Origin of the sequence: Sorangium sp. So ce406 (assembly GCF_051474675.1) — a bacterium.
GTDB lineage: Bacteria > Myxococcota_A > Polyangia > Polyangiales > Polyangiaceae > Sorangium > Sorangium cellulosum_G.
Genome location: NZ_CP150340.1, coordinates 5,137,405 through 5,158,022, shown reverse-complemented (window position 1 = coordinate 5,158,022; position 20,618 = coordinate 5,137,405). Strand labels below are relative to the sequence as shown.

At 72.2% G+C, this 20,618-nt stretch carries 16 protein-coding genes; 8 read left to right on the top strand and 8 right to left on the bottom strand.

Annotation, left to right across the window (positions count from 1 at the left end; all coding sequences use genetic code 11):
• Positions 1-4: 4 nt before the first annotated feature.
• Both WME96_RS18845 and WME96_RS18840 read left to right on the top strand, forming a co-directional pair.
• The gene (locus WME96_RS18845; RefSeq protein WP_437291495.1) at positions 5-5,569 is read left to right on the top strand and encodes a hypothetical protein; all 5,565 of its coding nucleotides are present in this window, start codon (positions 5-7) and stop codon (positions 5,567-5,569) included.
• A complete protein-coding gene (locus WME96_RS18840) occupies positions 5,562-7,427 on the top strand; it encodes a hypothetical protein (RefSeq protein WP_437291494.1) in 1,866 nt (621 codons plus the stop codon). Before WME96_RS18845 ends, WME96_RS18840 begins: the two co-directional genes overlap by 8 nt.
• A 57-nt stretch (positions 7,428-7,484) precedes the next feature.
• On the opposite strand, the gene WME96_RS18835 is transcribed toward WME96_RS18840, so the two are convergent.
• Together WME96_RS18835 and WME96_RS18830 are read right to left on the bottom strand one after the other, a co-directional pair.
• A complete protein-coding gene (locus WME96_RS18835; protein ID WP_437291493.1) occupies positions 7,485-7,787 on the bottom strand; it encodes a hypothetical protein in 303 nt (100 codons plus the stop codon).
• Positions 7,784-8,137 carry a hypothetical protein gene (locus tag WME96_RS18830; RefSeq protein ID WP_437291492.1) on the bottom strand — a complete coding sequence of 118 codons (354 nt, stop codon included), beginning with the start codon at positions 8,135-8,137 and terminating at the stop codon, positions 7,784-7,786. The genes WME96_RS18835 and WME96_RS18830 overlap by 4 nt, the downstream gene beginning before the upstream one ends.
• A 70-nt stretch (positions 8,138-8,207) precedes the next feature.
• On the opposite strand from WME96_RS18830, the gene WME96_RS18825 reads away from it, so the two are divergent.
• Genes WME96_RS18825 through WME96_RS18815 form a run of 3 tightly spaced genes read left to right on the top strand, consistent with a single transcriptional unit; the run spans position 8,208 to position 10,884 of the window.
• Positions 8,208-9,488, top strand: coding sequence for a glutamate-5-semialdehyde dehydrogenase (locus WME96_RS18825; RefSeq protein WP_437291491.1), 1,281 nt, complete (start codon positions 8,208-8,210; stop codon positions 9,486-9,488).
• 59 nt (positions 9,489-9,547) lie between these two features.
• Entirely contained in the window at positions 9,548-10,438 is an 891-nt protein-coding gene (gene rsfS, locus WME96_RS18820; RefSeq protein ID WP_437291490.1) for a ribosome silencing factor, read from the top strand.
• Positions 10,439-10,446: 8 nt separating this feature from the next.
• Positions 10,447-10,884 (top strand): 23S rRNA (pseudouridine(1915)-N(3))-methyltransferase RlmH, encoded by a 438-nt coding sequence (locus WME96_RS18815; protein ID WP_437291489.1) that lies wholly within the window; start codon positions 10,447-10,449, stop codon positions 10,882-10,884.
• A 12-nt stretch (positions 10,885-10,896) separates the two neighbouring features.
• Here the strand turns inward: WME96_RS18815 and WME96_RS18810 are convergent, their stop codons facing one another.
• Positions 10,897-11,850, bottom strand: a complete 954-nt coding sequence (locus WME96_RS18810; protein WP_437291488.1) for an SDR family oxidoreductase — start codon at positions 11,848-11,850, stop codon at positions 10,897-10,899.
• A 210-nt stretch (positions 11,851-12,060) separates the two neighbouring features.
• On the opposite strand from WME96_RS18810, the gene WME96_RS18805 reads away from it, so the two are divergent.
• Positions 12,061-13,848 carry a WYL domain-containing protein gene (locus WME96_RS18805; protein WP_437291487.1) on the top strand — a complete coding sequence of 596 codons (1,788 nt, stop codon included), beginning with the start codon at positions 12,061-12,063 and terminating at the stop codon, positions 13,846-13,848.
• 107 nt (positions 13,849-13,955) lie between these two features.
• Positions 13,956-14,345 carry a hypothetical protein gene (locus WME96_RS18800; protein WP_437291486.1) on the top strand — a complete coding sequence of 130 codons (390 nt, stop codon included), beginning with the start codon at positions 13,956-13,958 and terminating at the stop codon, positions 14,343-14,345.
• 82 nt (positions 14,346-14,427) lie between these two features.
• On the opposite strand, the gene WME96_RS18795 is transcribed toward WME96_RS18800, so the two are convergent.
• The 5 genes from WME96_RS18795 to WME96_RS18775 form a co-directional block, all read right to left on the bottom strand.
• Positions 14,428-14,856: a hemerythrin domain-containing protein gene (locus tag WME96_RS18795; RefSeq protein ID WP_437291485.1), complete on the bottom strand. Its 429-nt coding sequence runs from the start codon at positions 14,854-14,856 to the stop codon at positions 14,428-14,430.
• Complete coding sequence (locus tag WME96_RS18790; RefSeq protein ID WP_437291484.1) at positions 14,853-14,978, bottom strand: hypothetical protein; 126 nt, start codon at positions 14,976-14,978, stop codon at positions 14,853-14,855. The genes WME96_RS18795 and WME96_RS18790 overlap by 4 nt, the downstream gene beginning before the upstream one ends.
• A 55-nt stretch (positions 14,979-15,033) precedes the next feature.
• A complete protein-coding gene (locus WME96_RS18785) occupies positions 15,034-15,339 on the bottom strand; it encodes a helix-turn-helix domain-containing protein (RefSeq protein WP_437291483.1) in 306 nt (101 codons plus the stop codon).
• Positions 15,336-16,394 (bottom strand): formylglycine-generating enzyme family protein, encoded by a 1,059-nt coding sequence (locus WME96_RS18780; protein ID WP_437291482.1) that lies wholly within the window; start codon positions 16,392-16,394, stop codon positions 15,336-15,338. The genes WME96_RS18785 and WME96_RS18780 overlap by 4 nt, the downstream gene beginning before the upstream one ends.
• Before the next feature lie 186 nt (positions 16,395-16,580).
• Positions 16,581-18,407 (bottom strand): discoidin domain-containing protein, encoded by a 1,827-nt coding sequence (locus WME96_RS18775; protein WP_437291481.1) that lies wholly within the window; start codon positions 18,405-18,407, stop codon positions 16,581-16,583.
• 451 nt (positions 18,408-18,858) lie between these two features.
• Here WME96_RS18775 and WME96_RS18770 point away from each other — a divergent pair, with 451 nt between their 5' ends.
• The gene (locus tag WME96_RS18770) at positions 18,859-20,505 is read left to right on the top strand and encodes a cell wall anchor protein (protein WP_437291480.1); all 1,647 of its coding nucleotides are present in this window, start codon (positions 18,859-18,861) and stop codon (positions 20,503-20,505) included.
• The last annotated feature ends 113 nt before the right edge of the window (positions 20,506-20,618 follow it).

Below are 20,618 nucleotides of genomic sequence, written 5' to 3'. Positions count from 1 at the left end.
AGCCATGGCCGACTTTGCCGACGCGCGAAACGACGTGATGAAGGCGCGCTCCGAGCGGGAGCGCGCGGAGGCGGACCTCTACGCCGCGGTCGAGCAGGCGAGGAAGCTCGACGCCGAGATCGCCCGGCTCGAGCGGGTGGCCGCGAAGGGCGCGGCGGGCAGCGACCGCCTCGCCGAGGCGCTCAAGCGGCGCGAGGAGGCGGAGAAGGCGGTGAAGGAGCGCGGGCGCGCGCTGGACGACGCGCGGGAGCGCGAGCGGCGCGCGGTCGACGGCTTCGCCCCGCTCACGGACCCGAGCAAGCTGCTGGAGGCGCTCGACGACGCGACGCCGTTCCTGCTGTTTCCGCTCCGCGTCGAGACCCGCTTCAAGACCTCCGCGGCCGACGGCAAGCCGCAGCTCTGGGTCCGCGTCTACCCCGACGACTGCCTCATCGACGCGTTCGAGGAGCTGCTCTCGGAGGCCGAGGTCGCGAACGCGCGCCTCTTCTGGATCGACTGGTGGCGGGCCGGCCGGAAGGAGAGCCAGCGACGCGCCGCCTGGCGCGCGCTCGTCGCGAGCCACGGCGCCGGGCGCGCCGCCTACATCGTGCAGCGCTACCGGCCGGTCAACCCGTACGAGGAGCCCACGAAGGCCGACGACGCGGACATCGTCCTCACGATCCCGGCCGAGGAGGCCCTGTCCCCCGCGGCCGCGACCGCCGCGGCCACCTACTGGCGCGCGGCGTGGCGCGCCGCCACGCGCGCGGAGCTGACCGCGGCGGAGCAGGCGCTCACGGCGGCCGTCGGGGCCAGCGACGCGAGGACGATCGTCGAGCGCTACGTGCCCAGGAACCTCGGCGAGGCGCCGGCGCCCCCGCGCACCAGGGCGAGCGTGTCCGTGAGCGTCGCGTTCGTGATCTTCCCTGCCGCGGACGCGATGGCGACGAAGCAGCGGTCGTGGACGCGCGCCCCCAGGGTCCGCCTGCTGCCCGATCGTCTCTTGCTGCTCGCTTACGAGGGCGACGTCGAGGTCGTAAGGGTGCTCGGCGAGCTGATCCCGCAGCCGCTCGTGTGCGGGCTCGATCCCTCGGCGCCCGCGGAGGACCAGCTCCGGCCCGACGGCGGCGACCTGGCGATCCCCGAGGACATGCGGTGGATGGTCGACTTCGAGCGCGCCGTGGCCTCGGGGCTCGGGTTCAAGGTCGATCTGACCCGCGCGCAGGCGAGCAAGGGCTTCGACCGCCTGCTCGTGCTGGGCGCGCGCCTCTCCGCCGACGAGGAGGCGAGCCGGACCCTGCTCGAGGAGCTGATCGGGCACCACCAGCACAGCGGCCGAGGCGTCGCGATCCTCCCGCACGGGACGCCGACGAACAACACCGAGGGCGCCAGCGCGGGCCACGCGCGCGGCGACGACGCCGACGGCAGCTACGACGACCTCTTCGTGCGCGGCGAGCTCTTCGAGGAGGTCGAGGATCCGCTCGACAAGCGCGACGGCCAGCGGCTCGCCGAGCTGCTCGGCATCGACCCCGCGCGGCTCAAGAAGGTCGCGGGCAGCGGCGGCGCCGACCAGATCGAGGGCCGGGCCATGAACGTCGCGCTGTGGCCCGCGACGCTCGGGTACTTCCTGCAGACCATGATGCACCCGGTCGTCGACGAGGCCGACGTCGACGACACGCGCTGGTTCTTCACGCGCTTCGTCAGCGGGCGCGGCGCGCTGCCCGCCCTGCGCATCCAGCGGCAGCCCTACGGCGTCCTGCCCACGACCGCGTTCTCGCGCCTCCGGCCGGTCAAGGCGTCGCGCGGCGACGACGAGCGCCGCGCGCGGTACCTGGAGCGGCTCCACGCGCTGCTCCGCCAGGTGGACGCGGACTGGACCGCGCGCGTGGCCGACGTCTCCCGCGTCGGCAAGCCCGGCGATCCGCACCAGATATTGCTCGACGTCGTGGGGCTCCACCCGAGCTCGGTCGAGTACCACCAGCGCTACGCCGAGAGCCTCGATCACCTCTTCAACGTGCTCCACCTGCGCGGCCTCGGCGGGGTGCTGATCGCGGCGCTCATCGCGGCCGGCTACCTCAAGCGAGGCACGGAGCTGCTGAGCTCACTCGGCTACGGAGGCGCCGACGTCCCCGACATCCTGAACAGGTTCTTCTTCACGGGCCAGAACCTGCTGCGAGGCCCCGTGGTCGACGACCGGCCGCTCTCGGAGCGAGAGCCGATCCGGCCCACCACCCGGGATGACCAGAACTACATCCGCTGGCTCATCGAGGCGGCGAGGAAATCGCTCGAGGTGCTGCGGAAGCAGGAGGGGTTCGCGGACGACCGGGCGCCGACCGCGCTGCTGTACCTCTACCTCCGGCACGCGCTGATGCTCGGCTACTGGGACAGGAGCCTCCGCCTCCGCCGCGAGGCGGCGGTGCTCTCCCCCGCCCAGGTGAAGGCGGCCCGCCGCGAGCGCGCGTTCGTCCACGTGTCCGGAGGCCCGAGCGAGAGCCGCTTCGACCCGCTCTACACGCCCGAGACGGCGGTCACCGGGGATCCGAAGGTCACGGTCGCGGAGTTCATCGCCGGCGCCCTGGGCAGCTCGCGCACGCCCGAGCTCAACGAGCAGCTCGCCGCGCTCGAGCGGCTCGCCGACGCCCCGACCGCGAGGCTCGAGCGCGCCTTCGCCGAGCACATCGACTGCTGCTCTTACCGCTTCGACGCGTGGATGCTCGGCCTCGTCCACCACCGGCTCTCGAGGATGCGGTTCCCCGACGAGAAGGAGGGCAAGGAGGCGCGGCGGGGGATCCACCTCGGCGCCTACGGGTGGCTCGAGGACGTGCGCCCGGAGGGCAAGAAGCTCGAGCCCGTCGCGCTGCCCGGTGAGCTCGACGGGATCTTCAACAAGAACCCCGCGGAAGCGCCGCTGATGCGCGACCCGACGAACGGCGGCCACGTGCTGACCCCGTCGCTGAACCACGCCGTCACGGCCGCGGTCCTGCGCAACGGGTACCTGTCGAACGCCACGCCGGCGAGCCCGTCGTCGCTCGCCGTGAACCTGTCGTCCGGCCGCGTCCGGCGCGCGCTGTCGTTCCTGGAGGGCCTCCGCGGCGGGCAGAGCCTCGGCGCCCTGCTCGGCTACCAGCTCGAGCGCGGGCTCCACGATCGGCACGCCGTGGCCGAGGTCGACGCCTTCATCGCGGCCCTGCGCAAGGAGTTCCCGCTGCGCGCCAACCGCATCCAACCGACCCGGGTCGACGACGCCGACGTGGCCGTCGAGCGCATCGAGGCGCGCAACGTCGTCGACGGCCTGCGCCTCCTCGAGCACGTCCGGGCCACCGGCGCGGCCTCGTACCCGTTCGGCAGGCCGCTGCCGCCCGCGTCGCCTGCCCAGGCGAGCGCGATCGACACCGAGGTTCAGGGGCTCCTCGACATCCACGACGCCATCGCCGACCTGGGGCTCGCGGAGAGCGTGCACCAGGCGGTCCAGGGCAACTTCGACCGCGCCGCGGGCACCCTCGACACCTTCGCGAAGGGGAGCACGCCGCAGGAGCCCGACATCCTCAGGACGCCGCGGACGGGGCGCGTGCTCACGCACCGCGTCGGGCTGCACCTCAAGGTCGCCGTCCCGTCCACCGTCTCGCCGGTCGACGGCGTCGCGATGACCCCGCGCGCGAAGGCCGAGCCGGCGGTCAACGACTGGCTCGCCGCGGTGCTCCCCGCGCCGGACGCCGTCGCGTGCGAGGTCCGCCTCCACGACCCCGCGTCCGCGGCCGCGGTCGCGCGCGTCGTCACGCAGCGCGATCTCGGGCTCCAGCCGATCGATCTCCTCCACGTGCTCCGCCTCGAGGATCGCCAGGCGATGAGCGAGCTCGACGACCGCATCCTCGCCCACGCGTCGGCCGCGTTCGCGCCGCGGCCGGACGCGAGGATCGAGGTCCGCTACGCGGCGCCCATCGACGGCCGGGTGACCTTCTTCGAGCTCGCGCCGCTGATCCGGCACCTGCGCGCGCTGCTGCTGCGATCGCGCCCGCTCCGCGCCGGCGACGTCGCCCTGGGCAACGAGGCGCGGCAGGCCGACGACGCGACGGTCTCCCTCCCGAGGGCCCGCGCCGAGCTCGTCCAGGCCGACCTCGACGCGCTGCGCGCCGAGCTCGTCGCCTTCGTCGCGGGGCTGACGCCGCTGCTCGACGACCTGCCGAACCGGCGGGCCGACGTCCTCGCGGCCATCGACGCGACCTTCGCGCGCGCCGTCGAGCTCCTCGCGCGCGCGAGCCGCTTCGGCCTGCCGCAGACCGGGTGGGGGTTCGCCCTCGAGTGGCGGCAGGCCCGCTTCGCGGCCCTGATCGGCAAGGTGACGGGGCTCGTCGAGCGCTGGGGCGCGCGCCTCGCTGGCTTCGATCAGCTCGTCGCGGCGTACGACGCCCTGCCGGGCGGCGCGACGGACGACGTGACGTACGATGCGACCTACGACCAAAAAATCGCGCTCCTCCGGCGCGCGGAGAGCGAGGTGAGCACCCTCGCGATCGCGCCGCTCCCCGCGACGCCGGACGACCTGAAGACGGCGATCCTGGCGAAGCGCGGCGCGTTCGCGGCGCGGCTCGCGGCGTTCGCCGCGGTCGCGGCGCTCGACACGACGTCGCTCAGCGCCTTGCTCGGCGCCGTCGCGGCGCTGCTGCCGGTCGCGGACGTCGACAGGGAGCCGTTCGTCCTCGCGGACGTCGAGGACGCCGTCGTCGCGTTCACCGCGGACGTCGCCGCGCGCGCCAGGGCGCTCGCCGACGCCTCCGCGGGGATCCTCGCGAAGGTGGCCGCGGATCTCGCGGCGCACGACGCGGCCACGACCGACGCGCAGCGGGTCGAGCGCCTGACGGCCGCGCTCCAGCGCATGCTCGGGGACGACTTCAAGGTCGTGCCCGCGTTCGCGGTCCCGGCGCATCAAGGCGACGAGTGGGAGCTCGCGCTCGCGGCGAGCGAGGGCGGCCCGCTCCTCGAGCACGCCGCGTCGCTCCACGACTTCCCCGTGGACGACTGGCTGTACGGCGTCGCCCGCGTGCGGGACAAGCTCCGCGCCTGGGAGCAGGCCGTGATGCTGAGCGGCGCGTTCCTGGGCGCCGAGCCGTCGCTCGTGCCGCTCCAGCTACCGTACCGGAGCGACGACCGCTGGCTCGGCCTCGAGGTGCCGGACAGCGTGGCGATCGACGGCGACCGCCTGCTCTACACGGCGCACTACGCGGCGCCGTTCGAGAAGGGGGAGCCGCAATGCGGGCTCCTGCTCGACGAGTGGACGGAGGTCATCCCGACCCGCGAGGAGACGGTCGGCCTGACGTTCCACTACGATCGTCCGAGCTGCGAGGCGCCGCAGTGCCTGCTCCTCGTCGCCCCGCCGGAGCTCACGGGGGCCTGGCGCTTCGACGATCTCGCCGCCGCCGTGCGCGAGACGTTCGATCTCGCGAAGAAGCGCGCGGTCGAGCCGACGCACATCGACGCGACCGCGTACGCGCAGTTCGCCCCGGCCACGGTGATGGCCGCGGCGCTCCACCCGATCACCATCGCGACGACGATCGCGGTGAACAACGGCGTGCTCGCCGCCCTGGCCGACCATGAGTGACAAGCGCTTTCTCATCGAGGACATCCGCGAGGCGATCGCGAAGCAGGCGTTCCCCACCGTCACGCTGTGGAACCGGCTCGAGGGACGCCCCCGCGCGCCGTCGTTCGACCGCGCGCTGCGCGCCGAGGTGCGCGACGCGCTCTGGTTCCTCACCCGCCAGTGGCAGATGGGCGAGCTCACGGGCGACGACGCGGGGACGCCGGTGCTCGCCAAGCTGCACGTGAGCACGACGCGCCTCACCAAGTACCGAGCGGCCGGCGGCGCCGTGGAGCCGTTCGACGACGCCGTGCCGCTCGAGGCCAAGGTCGAGCGCAGGCCGGTGCAGCTCACCCAGAACGGCCGCCCCGCCTCCCTCGACCTGCGGCTGCTCATGGGCCGCCAGTGGCTCAAGCTGGTCGACACGGTGGGCGACTACCGCGCCGCGTACGTCGCGCGCTACCCGATCGCGCGGCCCGATCCGAGCCTCAAGGAGGACGCCCCGTCCGCCGCGCACATCGAGGCTCACGCCACGTTCGCCGCCGTTGCGCAGCGCCGCATGGACGGCGCGAGCCTCTACCTCTACCTGCGCGGCGACCCCGCCCGCCGCGCGGTCGACGGCATCGCCGTCGCCCCGCAGGATGAGCCGAAGATCGACGCGATCGCGGCCAGGTTCTTGAAATGGTTCGAGGATCTGTTCCTTCAGCCCGCCGAGGGGCAGGGCGACGCCTGGCAGCCCGCGCGGCTCGAGTACGCGTTTGCCTGCTCGGCGCCGGGCGACGGCGTCGAGAGGGTCCTCACCGCCGACGAGTACTTCCACGGCCACCTCGACTGGTACAGCTTCGACGTCGACCCGGGCGCGTCCTCGCTGGGCGGGCTCCCGGAGGAGGCCCCCGATCCCCGCGCCCCGGTGACGCAGACGTCGATCCCGGTCCCGATCGCGTTCGAGGGCATGCCGAACCCCCGCTGGTGGGCGTTCGAGGACGGCAAGACCAACTTCGGCGACGTGAAGCCCGACACGACCGACCTCGCGAAGCTGCTCCTGATCGAGTTCGGGCTCGTGTACGCGAACGACTGGTGCCTGATCCCGCTCACGCTGCCGGCGGGCAGCCTCGCGCGCGTGGAGGGCCTCGCGGTCACGAACGTCTTCGGCGAGCGGACCTGGATCGAGCCTGCCGGCGCGGGCGGCGACGATGACTGGCAGGCGTGGCGCTTCCTCTCGCTCAGCGCGAAGGGCGACATGAACGAGCCCGCCGACACCAGCTTGCTCCTCGTGCCGGCCGCCGCGAAGGTGCACGAGGGCAAGCCGCTCGAGGAGGTCGCGCTCGTGCGCGACGAGATGGCCAACATGGTCTGGGGCATCGAGCAGCGGATCCCGCTCGCCACCGGCGAAGGAAAGCCCGGCGCGGAGGCGGCCGCCGAGACGCTGAGCTACCACCGGCGCCTCCTCGGCGAGCTGCTCGCCGGCTCGCCGCCCGCGCCCGCGAGCGTCGCCCCGATCCGGTACGAGCTCATGAACACCGTGCCCGAGCACTGGATCCCGTTCGTCCCGGTGCGCGTCCCCGGATCGAGCCGGGAGGTGCAGCTCCAGCGCGCCGCGATGCCCCGCGTCCTCGAGGGAGACCCCGAGCGGCCGGTGCGGGTGCGCCCGCGGACGGGCCTGCTCCGCGAGGGGCTCGATGCTTCCCCGCCGTCGCCCTACTTCGTGCACGAGGAGGAGGTCCCGCGCGCCGGCGTCCGCGTGTCGCGGTCGTTCCAGCGCACGCGCTGGCTCGGCGGCAAGGTGCTCGTCTGGCTCGGCGCCCGCAAGCAGACGGGGCGAGGGGAGAGCTCGAGCGGGCTCGCCTTCGATCGCATCGTCCCCCGCGACTCGAACGGGTGAGCCGGCGCGAGGCGAGGCCGCGGCGCCTGCGGAGCGCCCGCCCGCCTCACCGGGGGTTCACGGCTGCGTGGGCGGCGGCGGCGGCGTGGGGGCCGGCGGCGCGCCCGTGGGCGGCGCGGCCGGCGACGGGGCGAGGAGCGGCGCGCCCGGCGCCGCCGGATCGTCCGGCGGGGTGGCCGGCGCGTCGTCACCGGGCGCGCTGCTGCCCGGCGCGCCGCCGTCGAACGCGCGCGGGGGCTCGTACTCGGGCGGAGGACCGCCCGGGAGCGGCTTCGGGGCGGACGAGCACGCCGCGGCGAGGAGCGCGGCGGCGATCGCGGCGATCGCGACGATCTGCGGGGCGTTCTGGGCTCGTGTCATAGCTGGACTCCGCTCCCCGCGGCGCTCCCGGCAGGATCTGGAGCCGGCGGCAGGTCGGGAGGGCCGAACGGATCGGGCGGGATCTGGAGCCGCTCCGGATCGCCGAACGGCGCGGAGGGGATGGAAGGTGCCGTCGGCGCCGTCTCGAGCGGCGCCCCGCGCGCGTTCGGCGCCGCGAGCGGGATGCCCGTGCTCGGCGGGGCGGGCGCGTCCTCGGCCGCGTCCAGGCCGCCGCACGCCGCGAGCATCGCTCCCGCGACGAGCGCCGTCGCGGCGCGCGGCGCGCGACAGGCCGGGCGGGAGCGGCAGGCGAGGAACGCCTGGATCGACCTTCGGAGATCGCCGGACACGGCCGGTACGCTAGCACGGACGCGCAGGAGAACGGTTGGCCCGCGCAGGGAGGCGAGCTAGGTTCCCGCTGTGGAACAGAGCAACGTCGATCTGGAGGGCACGCTGCGAGCGCTCTGTCAGCGCGCCCGGAAGGCTGCCCGGGCCCTCGCCCCCCTGGACCGGGCTCAGAAGGACCGCGCGCTGCGCGCCATCGCCGAGCGGCTGCGCGCCGAGGCCGGCGAGGGCAAGCGCTCCGCCGTGCTGGCCGCGAACGCCGAGGACGTGGCCGCGGCGCGCGCCGCGGGCGTGTCCGAGTCGCTCGTCGACCGGCTCGTGCTCGACGAGGCGCGGCTCACGGCGATCGCCGGCGCGGTGCTCGACGTCGCCGCCGCGGGCGATCCGGTCGGCCAGGTCGTCGGGATGGAGCGGCGGCCGAACGGGCTGCTCGTCGGGCAGGTGCGCGTCCCGCTCGGCGTGATCGCGATGATCTACGAGTCGCGCCCCAACGTGACGGTCGACGCCGCGGTGCTCTGCCTGAAGAGCGGCAACGCCGCGATCCTCCGCGGCGGCAAGGAGGCGGCGCGCTCGAACGCGGCGCTCGCCGCGCTGATCTCGGACGCCCTGCGCTCGGTCGGGCTGCCGGCCGACGCGGTGCAGATGGTCCCGTCGCTCGATCGCGAGGCCACGCGCGTCCTGCTCGGCCTGACCGGCATGATCGATCTCGCCATCCCGCGCGGCGGCGAGGGGCTCATCCGGTTCGTGGCCGAGAACGCGCGCGTCCCGGTGATCCAGCACTACAAGGGCGTGAACCACCTCTACGCCGACGCCGGGTGCGACGTCGACATGGCGCTGCGCCTCGTCGAGAACGGCAAGCTCCAGCGCCCCGGCGTGTGCAACGCGCTCGAGTGCCTGCTCGTCCACGAGAGCGTCGCCGCGCCGCTGCTCGGGCGCGTCGCCGCCCTCGTGGAGCGCGGCCTCGAGCTGCGCGGCGACGAGGCCACGTGCGCGCTCGTGCCGTCGGCGCGCAGGGCCTCCGAGGACGACTACGGCCGGGAGTTCCTCGCGCCGATCCTCGCCGTGCGGGTGGTGCGCTCGCTCGACGAGGCGCTCGAGCACATCGAACGCTACGGATCGATGCACACCGAGGTCATCTGCACGCCGCGCTACGATCACGCGCAGCGCTTCCTGCGCGAGGTCGACGCGAGCTGCGTGCTCGCGAACGCGTCGTCGCGGTTCAACGATGGCGGCGAGCTCGGCCTCGGGGCGGAGATCGGCATCTCCACGACGAAGCTCCACGCGTACGGCCCGATGGGGCTCGCGAGCCTGACGGCGCTCAAGTGGATCGCGTACGGCGAGGGCCAGACCCGCTGACGCGGGCGAGACGAGGGGCCCCTGGCGAAAGGGGCCGGGCACAAGAAAGCGAGAGAACGTTGGCGACGAAGAAGGACGCAGGCGCAGGGAGCAGCAAGCCGCGGGCGAAGTCAGGGTCGAAGGCGAGCGAGGGCGCGGAGCCTCGCGTCCCGGCGCGCAAGAAGGCGGCCACGGCCAAGGCGGGCGCGGCGGGGCGGGCGTCGTCCGCGACGAAGACGAAGCGGCCGGCGTCGCCCCGGATCCGCGCCTCCCACACCGGCGTGGGCGATCCCGCGAAGGCCGGGCGTACGCGCCGCGCGGCCGGCGGGGGCGACGAGGGGGAGCAGCTCGAGCGCCCGGCGCGGCCGATCCCGGCGGACCGGCCGACGACCAGGGCGCGGCGCCCGGCGCGCGGCGACGGCGACGCCCCGCGGCCCACGCGGGGCGGCGGGGAGGGCGGTGCGAAGGCGGCGCTGCCGCTCGCGGGGCGGTCGCCCGCGCGGGCCAAGTCGCCGCTCGCCGGCCCGAAGCGCGCGGCCGCGCGCCGCAGCACGCCGCCGCCGGTCCCCGAGCCGTCGGCCCCGGCGCGCGAGCTCGCGCTGACGCTGGCGGCGGCGGGCCTCGACAAGAAGGCGATCGGCGTCGAGATCCTGGAGGTGGTGGGGCGCGTCGACTACGCGGACTACCTGGTGATCATGACGGGCCGCTCCGACCGGCACGTCCACGCGATCGCGACGGGCCTGGAGGAGGCGACGCGCAAGCACAACGTCGCGCCGCTCTCGATGGAGGGCCTCGCCGCCGCGACGTGGGTGCTGATCGACTTCGGCGACGTCGTCGTGCACGTGTTCCAGGAGGAGACGCGCCGCCTGTACGACATCGAGGGCCTCTGGATCGACGCGGGCCGCGTCCCGGTCCCGCAGGACAGCCCGCCCCCCGGGGCGCAGCCCGCCCCGCGGTTCGACCCGAGCTGAGCGCGGCCGTGCGTCTCGTGGTCGCGGCCGTCGGGCGCGTGAAGGACAAGCCGCTGCGCGCGGCGATCGACGAGTACCTCGGTCGGATCCGCCGCTACGTGGCGTGCGACGAGATCGAGATCCCGGACGGCCCGCCGGCGAAGGTCGGGCCGCTGCTCGCGCGCGCGTCGGCGGGGGCGAGCGTCATCGCCATGGAGGTGAACGGCAAGGCGCTCGGCAGCGAGGCGTTCGCGGCGGGCGTCGAGCGGTGGGGCTCGCGCGGCAAGGGGGTGGTCACCTTCCTGATCGGCGGGGCGGACGGGCTGCCGCCGGACGTCTCCGCGGCGGCGGACGACCGGTGGAGCCTGTCGCCGCTCACGTTCCCGCACCGCCTCGCGCGGCTCGTGCTGATCGAGCAGCTCTACCGCGCGATGACGCTGCTGCGGGGCGAGCCGTACGCGCACTGAGCCCGCGCGCTGTCACTCCTTCGGCCAGTCCGGCGCCGCGAGGTCCATCGGACCGTCGCGCCAGCTCGCGTAGGCCGCCTCGTCGGCCTTCCGGTACGGGCCGAACGTCTTCTCGAAGTACTCTCCCCAGTGGGGCTGCCGGCCGTCGACGTCGGTGAAGCCGTACTCGCGGGCGAGGTCCCACGAGCTGAAGACGCGGCCGGCCTTGGCCGCGACGTTCGGGTCGGCGGCGAGCGCCGCGACGGCGCGGCCCACGAAGAACGGGGTCTCCGAGGCGATGAAGTGCGGGTCCTTGGCGGTCGCGTCGCGCCAGTTCCCCTCGGTGACGCCGAAGCCGTCGAGCATGGCCTCCGAGCGCAGGAAGCCGGGCGTGATCGCGAGCGCCGTGATGCCGGGGTGGCGGCGCAGCTCCCAGGCCATGGCGAAGGCGAGGCGGATGACCGACATCTTGGCGAGGTCGTAGAAGAGGTTGCCGCGGTACCCGAAGCTGTCGCCGTCGGTGACCTCGACGATGAGCCCCCGGTCGCGCTCGAGCAGGATCGGCACCGCGTGGCGGCTCGTGACGATGTGCGAGGTCACCGCGCGCTCGAGCAGGAGCTTCCCCTTCGGCATGGAGAGCTTCCAGAACGGCTCGCCGAACTCGGCGAGCTCGTCGCCGCCCCAGACGTCGTTGACCAGGACGTCGAGCTTCCCGTGCTCGCGCCGGATCTGCGCGCAGAGCGCCTCGACCTGCTCCTCGACGGTGTGGTCGACCTGCACCGCGATGCCGTGTCCACCGGCCGCGGTGACGCGCTCCGCGGTCTCCTCGATGGTCTCGGGGCGCTGGCCGGTGGCGGGCCGGCCGCGGACGCTGCGTCCGGTGCAGTAGACCGTCGCGCCGGCCTCGCCGAGCGAGCAGGCGATGGCGCGCCCCGCGCCGCGCGTGGCTCCGGTGACGAGGGCGACCTGTCCTTCCAGCGGTTTCATCCGGTGTCTCCTCCTTCGTGGGGACCGGCGCGTGGCTGGCGTCGCGCGTCGCGCGCCGCGCAGCGCGCGCTGCGCCGAGGCGCCGCCGCTTCCGGTCGTCGTCCGGGAGGCTACGGGACGATTCCTGACACCTGATGTCATGAATTGCGCGTAGGCTGCGAACCGGGTCGAATCGGGGTCGGATCGAGGCCAGGACCACGGACGGACGTCATGCGCGCGGATCGGCTGCTCAGCTTGATGTTGCTCCTCCAGCAGGCGAAGGGCCGGCAGCTCACGGCCGAGGACCTCGCGCGGCGCCTTCAGGTCTCGGCGCGGACGATCTACCGGGATCTCGACGCGCTCTCGTCGGCGGGCGTGCCTGTCTATGCGAACCGCGGCCCGAACGGCGGCATCGCGCTCCTGGAGGGGTGGCAGACGAGCCTGACGGGGCTGACGCAGCCCGAGGTCCAGGCGCTCTCCGCGGTGGCCGCGCCGGGCGCGCTGGCGGACATCGGCCTGTCGGCGGCGCTGGAGAGCGGCCTGATCAAGCTGTCGGCGGCGCTCCCGGTGGTGCAGCGGTCCGCCGCGGAGCACGCGCGCCAGCGGCTCCACGTGGACTCGTCGGGGTGGTTCCAGGGCAGGGAGGTGGTGCCGCACCTCGACGTGCTGCGGGAGGGGGTCTGGCAGGACCGCAAGGTGTGGCTCGCGTACCGGGACTTCGACGGCGAGGCGAGCGAGCGGGTGGTGGACCCGTACGGGCTCGTGATCAAGGCGGACCGCTGGTACCTCGTGGCCGGGACGGCGCGCGGTCCGAGCGTGTTCCGGGGCGCGCGCGTGGAGGGGGCGCGGCTCCTCGACGAGGGGTTTGCGCGGCCCGAGGGGTTCGACCTCGCGGCCTGCTGGAAGGAATGGTGTCAGCGTTTCGCGGAGCGCCGTGCGAGCTACGTGGTGACGCTCCGCGCGAGCGAGGAGGGCGAAGCGGCGCTCCGGCGGGTCCGCCCCGCCGGCGAGCACGAGCGGTGGGGGCAGGGGAGCCGCGGGCGCGACGGGACGAGGACCGTGACGGTCGACTTCGAGCGGGAGTCGATCGCGGCCTCGCAGATCATCGGTCTGGGCAGGGGTGTCGAGGTGCTGGAGCCGGCGGCGCTGCGGGCGCGGCTCGGGGCGATCGCGGAGGACCTGCGCGCGGTGTACCGGGCGCGCGGTGAGGCGCGGGCGAGCGCCGGGCCCGGCGCGGCCGACGGCGCGCTCGAGCGATGCCGCTGGCCGGACCTCTCGCCGAGGTACGCGGCAGCGCTCCGCGCGGCGGTCGACTTCGTGCTCGAGCGGTTCGAGCCGCTCGCCATCGTCGCGGCCGGATCCATCGTCCGCGGCTGCGGCGACGCGTCGAGCGATCTCGACCTCTTCGTGATCCACGGCGCCCCGTACAAGCAGCGTTTGCAGCGCTGGTTCGGCGACGTCCCCGCGGAGATCTTCGTGAACCCTCCCGCCGCCGTCCGCGAGTACTGGGCTGCCGAGCACCAGAGCGGTCGGCCGTCCACCGCGCACATGCTCGCCACCGGCTTTCCGGTCCTGGGATCTCCGCTCCTCGACGAGCTCAGGGCGGAGGCCGCCGCGTGGCTCGCGAGGCGCGCTGCGCTCACGCCGGAGGAAGACGTCTGGGAGCGGTACAGCGCCGCGACGCTCCTCGAAGATGCCCTCGACGTCGTCGAGCGCGACCCCGTGATGGCCAGCGCCCTGCTGGCCGAGGCCGTGCTCGCGATGGTCCGCTACCACCTCCGGGCGCGCAACGGCGTCCTGCCGCGCACCAAGGAGCTCTTCACCGAGCTCGAGAAGTGCGAGCCCGAGGTCGCCCGCTCGGCGCGCGGGTTCTTCGAGGCGGCCTCCCTGGAGAGCCGGATCACCGCCGCGCACGCGATCGCCGACGCGTGCGTCCGCGCGCGCGGGTTCTTCGCGTGGGAGTCGGAGCGCATCCCCGTGGCGGCGCCCGTCTCGGATGGTCACCGGGATCCTGCCTGAAGCGGGCGCGCTGGCGCTGCTGCTGCCGCAACGTGCGCGCGGCAGGCTATCCGGAGCACGCGAGCGCTGATATCCATGGCGACTCACGGCAAGGAGGGGAGCGCCGCATGTACCACGCTCGTTTTGGATTCGTGTTCTTCGTCGGTGCGACGGCGTGCGCGGCGAGCGGGCCGGCCACGGAGGCCGCGTCTCCGGCGGTCGAGGATCGCGCCGAGTCCGCGTGGTACATCGATGCCGACGGGAACACGAAGCCGTGGGGCACGGGCGGCACTGCGCCCTCGGACCTCGGCCTTCAGGACGACATCATCGAGGTCCGTTGCCGTCTCTCCACGAAGGGCGAGTACTACGGATGCAGGCGGCTGCGCGGGCCCCGCTCGGCCGAGGATGACGTCTTCGCTGCGCTGAAGCAGATGCGCGCAGCGCCCGTCACGAGCAACGGAGCGCCCGTCGAGGTCTGGCGAACGCTCACCTTTCGCCTGCAATTCCGGATGAAGTGACCATCGCAGCTCGATCCAGGCGTCAAGCAGCATTGTAGCAGCAGGACGATGGGCTTGTCTTGCCGTGGACGAGAGCCGATGGTCACGAACATGATGAATCCGCCTTGGGCCCTCGGCGCGCGACCTCGTCGAGGATCTCGTCGGCGAGGAGCGACTCGCACACGGGAAACAAGTCCCGCTCTTCGAAGCGCACGTGCTCGGCGAGCTCTGCTCCGAACGCCCGAGCGGCGCTCGCGTCGCCCGCCGACGCCGACGCGGCCGCGCGTCGCAGGCGGGCGTGGTCGCGTTCAACGCGTTCGCAGAGGTCGAGCCGGCCCGCGGCGCGCAGCGCGGGCAGGAGCACCTGCTCCTCCGCGAGAAAGTGAGGCTCGAGCTGCCGATCGAACTGCTCGCGGAGGCGTGCGCCGTCCGACGTCGACCAGGCGTCGATCTGCCGCTCGATGGCGCGGGCCAGGACGAGGGCGTGGTGATGCTCGGAGGACAGACCGCGGAGCCGCCGATCGCGCTTCATGACGGCTCCGGTCCCTGCAGCGCGCCGCCGTCGACGACGTCGAGCGGGACCGCGTAGGTCTTCGGGCACGCGCGACACGACACCTCGAGCGACAGGTGGTGGGCGAGCTGGGTCGATAGCATAGGCGACTCCTTTCACGGGACGCTTTCACGGGATTCTGACGCAGGAGACGTGCCATCAGATGGTGCTGTACTCGCGCAGCTTGCGCCAGAGCGTGTTGCGCCCGACCCCCAGCACGCGCGCGGCTTCCGCTCGAGAGCCGCCACAAGCATCGAGAACGCGGAGGATGTGCTCTCGCTCGACCTCCGCAAGCGACCGAAGTGCGACGGGCGCGCGAGGTGGGGGCAGCGCCGTGAGCAGCTCCTCCGGGAGGTCCTCGGCGTCGCTCGACGCGCCTCGACGGCGCCGTGGGCGAGCTCTCGGACACCCTGCTTGCCCACCTCGACGACGAGGAGGCGAACCTGTTTCCGGCGCTAGCCTCACTTGATGGTTCGGACGAGACGGAAGCCGACGCCTCGGTACGTCGCGTCCGACGCTGGGTAATTCTGGCCGGCGACTCGCAGCATATCCCGCGAGCCCGCAGCGTTGCCGCCTCGGGCCACGCGGCGATCCGCCGCGTCGGTCCTCAGGGCGATGTCCGTGGCAGGGTTCGTCACTGGACCCTCGACCTCGCGAAAGACGGGTCGATCGCTGGTCCATTCGAAGACGTTGCCGAGCATGTCGAACAAGAGCCAGCGGTTGGGCCGCTTCGTCCCCACGGGGTGCGTACGCTCTCCCGCGTTCACGTCATACCATGCGATGGGCTCGAGGCTCGGCTCGGGGTCGTAGCGCGCATCCGGATTCGTTCCGGTGATGTCACCTCCGTAGTATGCCGTCCTCGTTCCCGCGCGCGCGGCGTACTCCCATTCTGCCTCCGTTGGCAGGCGATAGCCCTCGCACTCGTAGACACTCGTCGCGTCGCCCGCGAGTTCCACGCGACCGCAACGCACGCCACGGCCCAGCTCGCCTTGACATTCGGACAGCTCGAAGCAGGGCGCGAGCGGCGGTTCGTGACGTGCAGAGAGCAGGTTCGCGAAGAGCAGGGCTTCGAACCACGTCGCATAGCGAAGCGGGCACTCGTCGTCCTTGCAGGTCACCGGACCTTCCCGCACCTTCTCCGGCTTCTCTGGCATGACGCTGACGAGCTCCGACCACTGCTTGCGCGTCAGCTCGAACTGCCCGATCTCGAACCCGCGCTCGAGCGTGACCGCCCTTGGAACCTCGGAGCTCTCACCACGCCAGAGCTCGCTCTCCGGCGAGCCCATGATGAAGCAGCCCGGCGGAATGCGACACCAACCGTTCGCGCACTCGGCCACCACCGCCGGATGTCGACACACGGATCCATCGGCGGAGGAGGCTTCCCAGCCAGCCACCTCCGGACCGACCGGATCCATGTTGCTGGCCGGCACGACGGAGGGCTCCTGGCGCTCCGCCTCGGGCTGGCAGCCGAGGGGTACGATCAGGAGAGCCCATAGAGCGACACCGATCGCGCACGTCATCGAGCCGCTTGTATTCATGGCGCCTCGCCGACCCCGAAGTCCAGCGTCGGGCCGGGCATGCCGAGGACCACGGTGGCCTTGCGCGTCATGTGTTCTCTCTAATAGTTGTATACACCTATCCAATCCGCGGGACCAGCGGCCCGCGATCGACGCGCCCGTGTGCAGGAGACCGGGGTTGCGGGGCGGCTAGGGCGCGCCCGCGTGCGTCAGCGTCTCCCAGCCGATGTGGTTACCGACCCGGGTGGAAGCGCTGCTCATCGCCCTGAGGCGCGTGATGAGCTCCTGGGTCTTCGGCATGCTGATCCCGCGCCGGTTGCGGAATTCGTTGTACCCGATCTCCCAGCCCATGACCGCCGAGCCGCCGCCGGCGGTCTTGGCGAAGCTGCTGCATGGCCAGTTCCGCGCCGGCATCCAGCCCGTGGGCGTCACCTCGACGCCGACCCGATTGCCCGTGTTGTCGAGGTACTGAAGCACGTAATCGGCGTTCAGCTCGAGCGCCGCCCGCAGGCGGTTCTCTTGATGAACCGGGTCGTCGCCGTAGGCGCTGCGAGCATCGCCCTGGATGCGAAGGGTCTCTGCCATGTTCGCCAGCGAGCTCATGCCCATCTGCATGTGCCCGAGGTCGCGGCAGGTCTCCTGCTCCAGGCCGGCGATGTAGCGCGTCGGGTTGCTCCAGATCCCCGCGAGCTGGCCCTTCGCGTCGTCGGTGTAGCGCGGCCGCCCCTGGTAGATCGGATAGAGCGGCTGGCGGCCGTCGCTCGGCATGTAGATCATGGCCTTGGTCGAGTGCTCTACCTGGCTCACGACGTACTCGTACTTCTCGCGGTCGTTCGTGAAGATCGCGATGCCGAGCGCCGTCTCGTTCATCACGGAGGTCCGGTTCGCGCCGCCCGTCCAGCCGTCCTTCACCAGGTCCCAGTAGACCGTCTTGAAGTGGTTCTCTTGCAGCGCCGTGTCCTCGGCCGTCCAGCCGCTGTACGTGTAACGCAAGATCTCCGCGGCCCGCAGGAAGTTGGTGCCTGCCCAGCCAGCGGCGAAGTGGCCGTTGGCGTAGACCTGCCCGTTGTTGTCCGGGAAGCGGGGCTGATCGAACAGGATGGCGGACAGCGTGCGCGCCCAGGCGTCGAGGATGCGCCTCGCGTTCTCGGCATACTGTGCGTCGCCGCTGTAGTGCCAGAGAAGCGCCTGCGTATAGGCGGCGTTCGCGTCGTCGACGATCTCGCTGCAGCCCGCTTGCTCGTAGCCCAGATCGAGGGCTCTTTGCTTCGAGCCAGGCGTGGAGCACTTCACGACCGGCACCGGTCTAGCGACGTGGTCCCGCCGCGCGTGCCTCGAGCCCCTGGCGAGCTGGTACTCCTTGCTCCAGGGCTGCTGACCGCTGCCGATCTTCGCTTTGACGAAATCCAGTTGCTCCTTGCTGACCAGGATACCCGGATGGACGAAGGCGCCGGCGGGGGCCGCGCTGGCGGAGATCTGGAGCTCCGTCACGCTGGCGTAGTCGTTCACGGTATTCCCGTTGACCGTGAGGCGGACGTACCGCGCGTCGACGGCCTGGAGCTCGACCGGCTGGAGCGAGGTGTTGGGCAGGCTCTTCCCCGCGAAGAGCGGCGAGAATTCTCGGCCGTCCGTGGACGTCGAGAGCGCGTAGTCGTAGATGCGCCCATCGACCCCGCCGTTGTACCAGCCCAGAGAGATGCCGCAGATGCGCTGCGTCGCGCCCAGGTCTGCCGTCACGTAGGCGCCCTTGCCGCGGCCCGACCAGCGGGTGGCCAGGCTGCCATCGGCGACGTTCGCCGCCGGGTTCTCGGCTTGCGCGACGCTGGCGACGAGGCTCGTCGGCGTGAGACGAACCGTGCAGCCAGGCGCCGCGAGCGGCGATTGCTGCTGATCACCGACGTGATCGCTGTCTGTCGCGGCGCCCTCGTCAGCGCCCGTATCGGCGCCCACGACGCAGCCCGCGAGAACGGCCGTCAGGGCGACGCACAGTGTGGGGACGACGGTGCGCAAGCTCAAAGTGTTCTCCTTTCGGTGGATCATTCCACCCGCATCAAGGATGCGAGTGTGTGCGATGGTGCCACCAAGCAAGATCAAAGCGCTCAAAGAGATGAGATACGGTATTTCCGGGTGCTGTCAAGACTGCGCCGGGGAGCCTGCCTCGGGTTGAGATCTCGTTGTTTTGCTTGTGTTTTAATTTGCCTCTCTCCTGAAAAAAAACGATGTGCGTAGGTGTCATGTTCGCCCATCGAACGGGCTGCTTTCGATTCCAGATCTCGTACGGCGGATGTCGATGTACCCGAGGTACAGCGCCTTCCTCCCCGGGGGCGCGATGACTCACCCCCCCTCGGATGGTCCGCAATCGGCGTCACCCGGGTTGCACCATCTGTGTTTTGTGGTTTAGTTTCCTCTCCCTTATCGAGCCGCTTGACTGAAGAGCTGCTTAACAGTAACCGAAAGGAAACCTACGTTGAACTTGACGAATCTCGGCGCCAGAGCGTGCGTCGTTGGCGCGATCTCGCTGCTTGGATGGGCTGGCTGCGTCTCCGCCGATCTCCAGGGCACGGACCTCGAGGGCGACAGCGCCGGTGATGTGGGCGAGGCCGTTCAACCGCTCTCGACTGTAACCTTCCGCTCCAGCTCGACAGCGACCGCGAAGAACGTGACCTCGTTGGTCGTCGCGAAGCCGGCGGGCGTCGTGCAGGGCGATGTCCTGATCGCGCGCATCGCCAACCGGGACCACGTGGAGGCGGTGATCGCTCCGCCGGCGGGATGGACGCTGCTCCGCTCGGATCAGAGCGCGTCCGCCGTCAAGTCCTGGGTCCTCTGGAAGGTGGCCACCAGCGCGGAGCCCGCGAGCTACTCCTTCGGCTTCAACGTCTCTGCCTACGTGGCGGGGAGCATCGTGGCGTTCAGCGGCGCCGATCCCGTGAACCCGATCGACGCGGTGAGCGGCCAGAAGAACGGCAACTCCGCGACCCTGGCCGCGCCCGCGGTCACCACGGCGGCGGCGAACGGCGTGGCGGTCTGGTTCGGCACGCAGGTCTGGGCGGGCTCGGCCTGCCCGGCGAGCCCGATCCAGCCGCCCTCGGGCTTCACCGAGCCCTTTGACACGTGCCTCCTCTCGTCGTCCACGGGGCTCCTGTTCGACGCGGCGTACGCGCAGCTCGGCGCTGCGGGCGCGCAGCCGGCGTGGAGCGGCACCTCTCCGTTCCCCAACACGAACACCGCGCAGGTCGTCACGCTGAGGCCCGCAGGCGCCCCGAGCTGCTCCGCGGGCGATACGTTCGCCAGCACCTACACCGCGCTGGGGAAGCTGAGGTCGACCGACATCGTCGAGATATCCGGGCTCGCCGCGAGCCGCGTCAACCCGGGCATCCTGTACGCGCACAGCGAGAACAACGCGAACTTCGTCGCGATCAGCAAGACCAACGCCGAGGTGGTGGTCGGGAACTACGTCGCCGGCGTGATGCCCTGGGACTGGGAGGACATCGCGACCGGCCCGTGCCCCGCGGGGAGCTGCATCTTCATGGGAGACATCGGCAAGATCAGCGGACACGACCCGCCCGAGCCGACGACCTTCGCCGTGTACCGCATGCGGGAGCCGAACATCGCCGCGGGTGAGACGAGCGGCACGGTGACCGGCGACAGGTTCCCCTTCCAGTATCCGGACACGCCGCAGAACGCGGAGGCGCTCATGGTGCATCCGACGACGGGGGACATCTACGTCGTCACGAAGAACGGCACCACAGGGCTGAGCAAGGCGTACAAGTTCCCCACGCCGCTTCCGGCGCCCAACACCATGTCCACGCTGATTCACGTGGCAGACCTCCAGATACCCCTGGGCGTGGACGGGAACGCCCGGTCGGTCACCGCCGGGACCATCCACCCGTGCGCCAACCGGTTCCTGCTGCGCACCTACCGGGCCGTCTACGAGTACCGAGCGCCGGCCGGAGGGAGCTTCGAGTCGGCCTTCGCGGCGTCGCCTGTCGCGCTCACGAACACGGACGAGGTGCAGGGCGAGTCCATCGAGTACGACACTGACGGCTCCGGGTATTTCACGATGACCGAGCTGGAAGCTGCGCCGTACCCGCTGAAGCGCGTCGCTCGCCAGTAGGGCGAATCGGGGGATCTCCTCGGCGGCGAAGCGCGCCGAGGCCGAGCAGCACGCTGCGGGGGCCTGGCACCTCCTGAAGCACCACGCGGCCCTCGCTGGCACATCGGCGGTCT

What these genes read in the sequence shown, in the direction of transcription:
- WME96_RS18845 (WP_437291495.1), top strand. Translation starts at nt 5, where the DNA reads ATGGCCGACTTTGCCGACGCGCGAAACGACGTGATGAAGGCGCGCTCC.
- WME96_RS18840 (WP_437291494.1), top strand. Translation starts at nt 5,562, where the DNA reads ATGAGTGACAAGCGCTTTCTCATCGAGGACATCCGCGAGGCGATCGCG.
- WME96_RS18835 (WP_437291493.1), bottom strand. Translation starts at nt 7,787, where the DNA reads ATGACACGAGCCCAGAACGCCCCGCAGATCGTCGCGATCGCCGCGATC.
- WME96_RS18810 (WP_437291488.1), bottom strand. Translation starts at nt 11,850, where the DNA reads ATGAAACCGCTGGAAGGACAGGTCGCCCTCGTCACCGGAGCCACGCGC.
- WME96_RS18805 (WP_437291487.1), top strand. Translation starts at nt 12,061, where the DNA reads ATGCGCGCGGATCGGCTGCTCAGCTTGATGTTGCTCCTCCAGCAGGCG.
- WME96_RS18800 (WP_437291486.1), top strand. Translation starts at nt 13,956, where the DNA reads ATGTACCACGCTCGTTTTGGATTCGTGTTCTTCGTCGGTGCGACGGCG.
- WME96_RS18795 (WP_437291485.1), bottom strand. Translation starts at nt 14,856, where the DNA reads ATGAAGCGCGATCGGCGGCTCCGCGGTCTGTCCTCCGAGCATCACCAC.
- WME96_RS18790 (WP_437291484.1), bottom strand. Translation starts at nt 14,978, where the DNA reads ATGCTATCGACCCAGCTCGCCCACCACCTGTCGCTCGAGGTGTCGTGT.
- WME96_RS18780 (WP_437291482.1), bottom strand. Translation starts at nt 16,394, where the DNA reads ATGACGTGCGCGATCGGTGTCGCTCTATGGGCTCTCCTGATCGTACCC.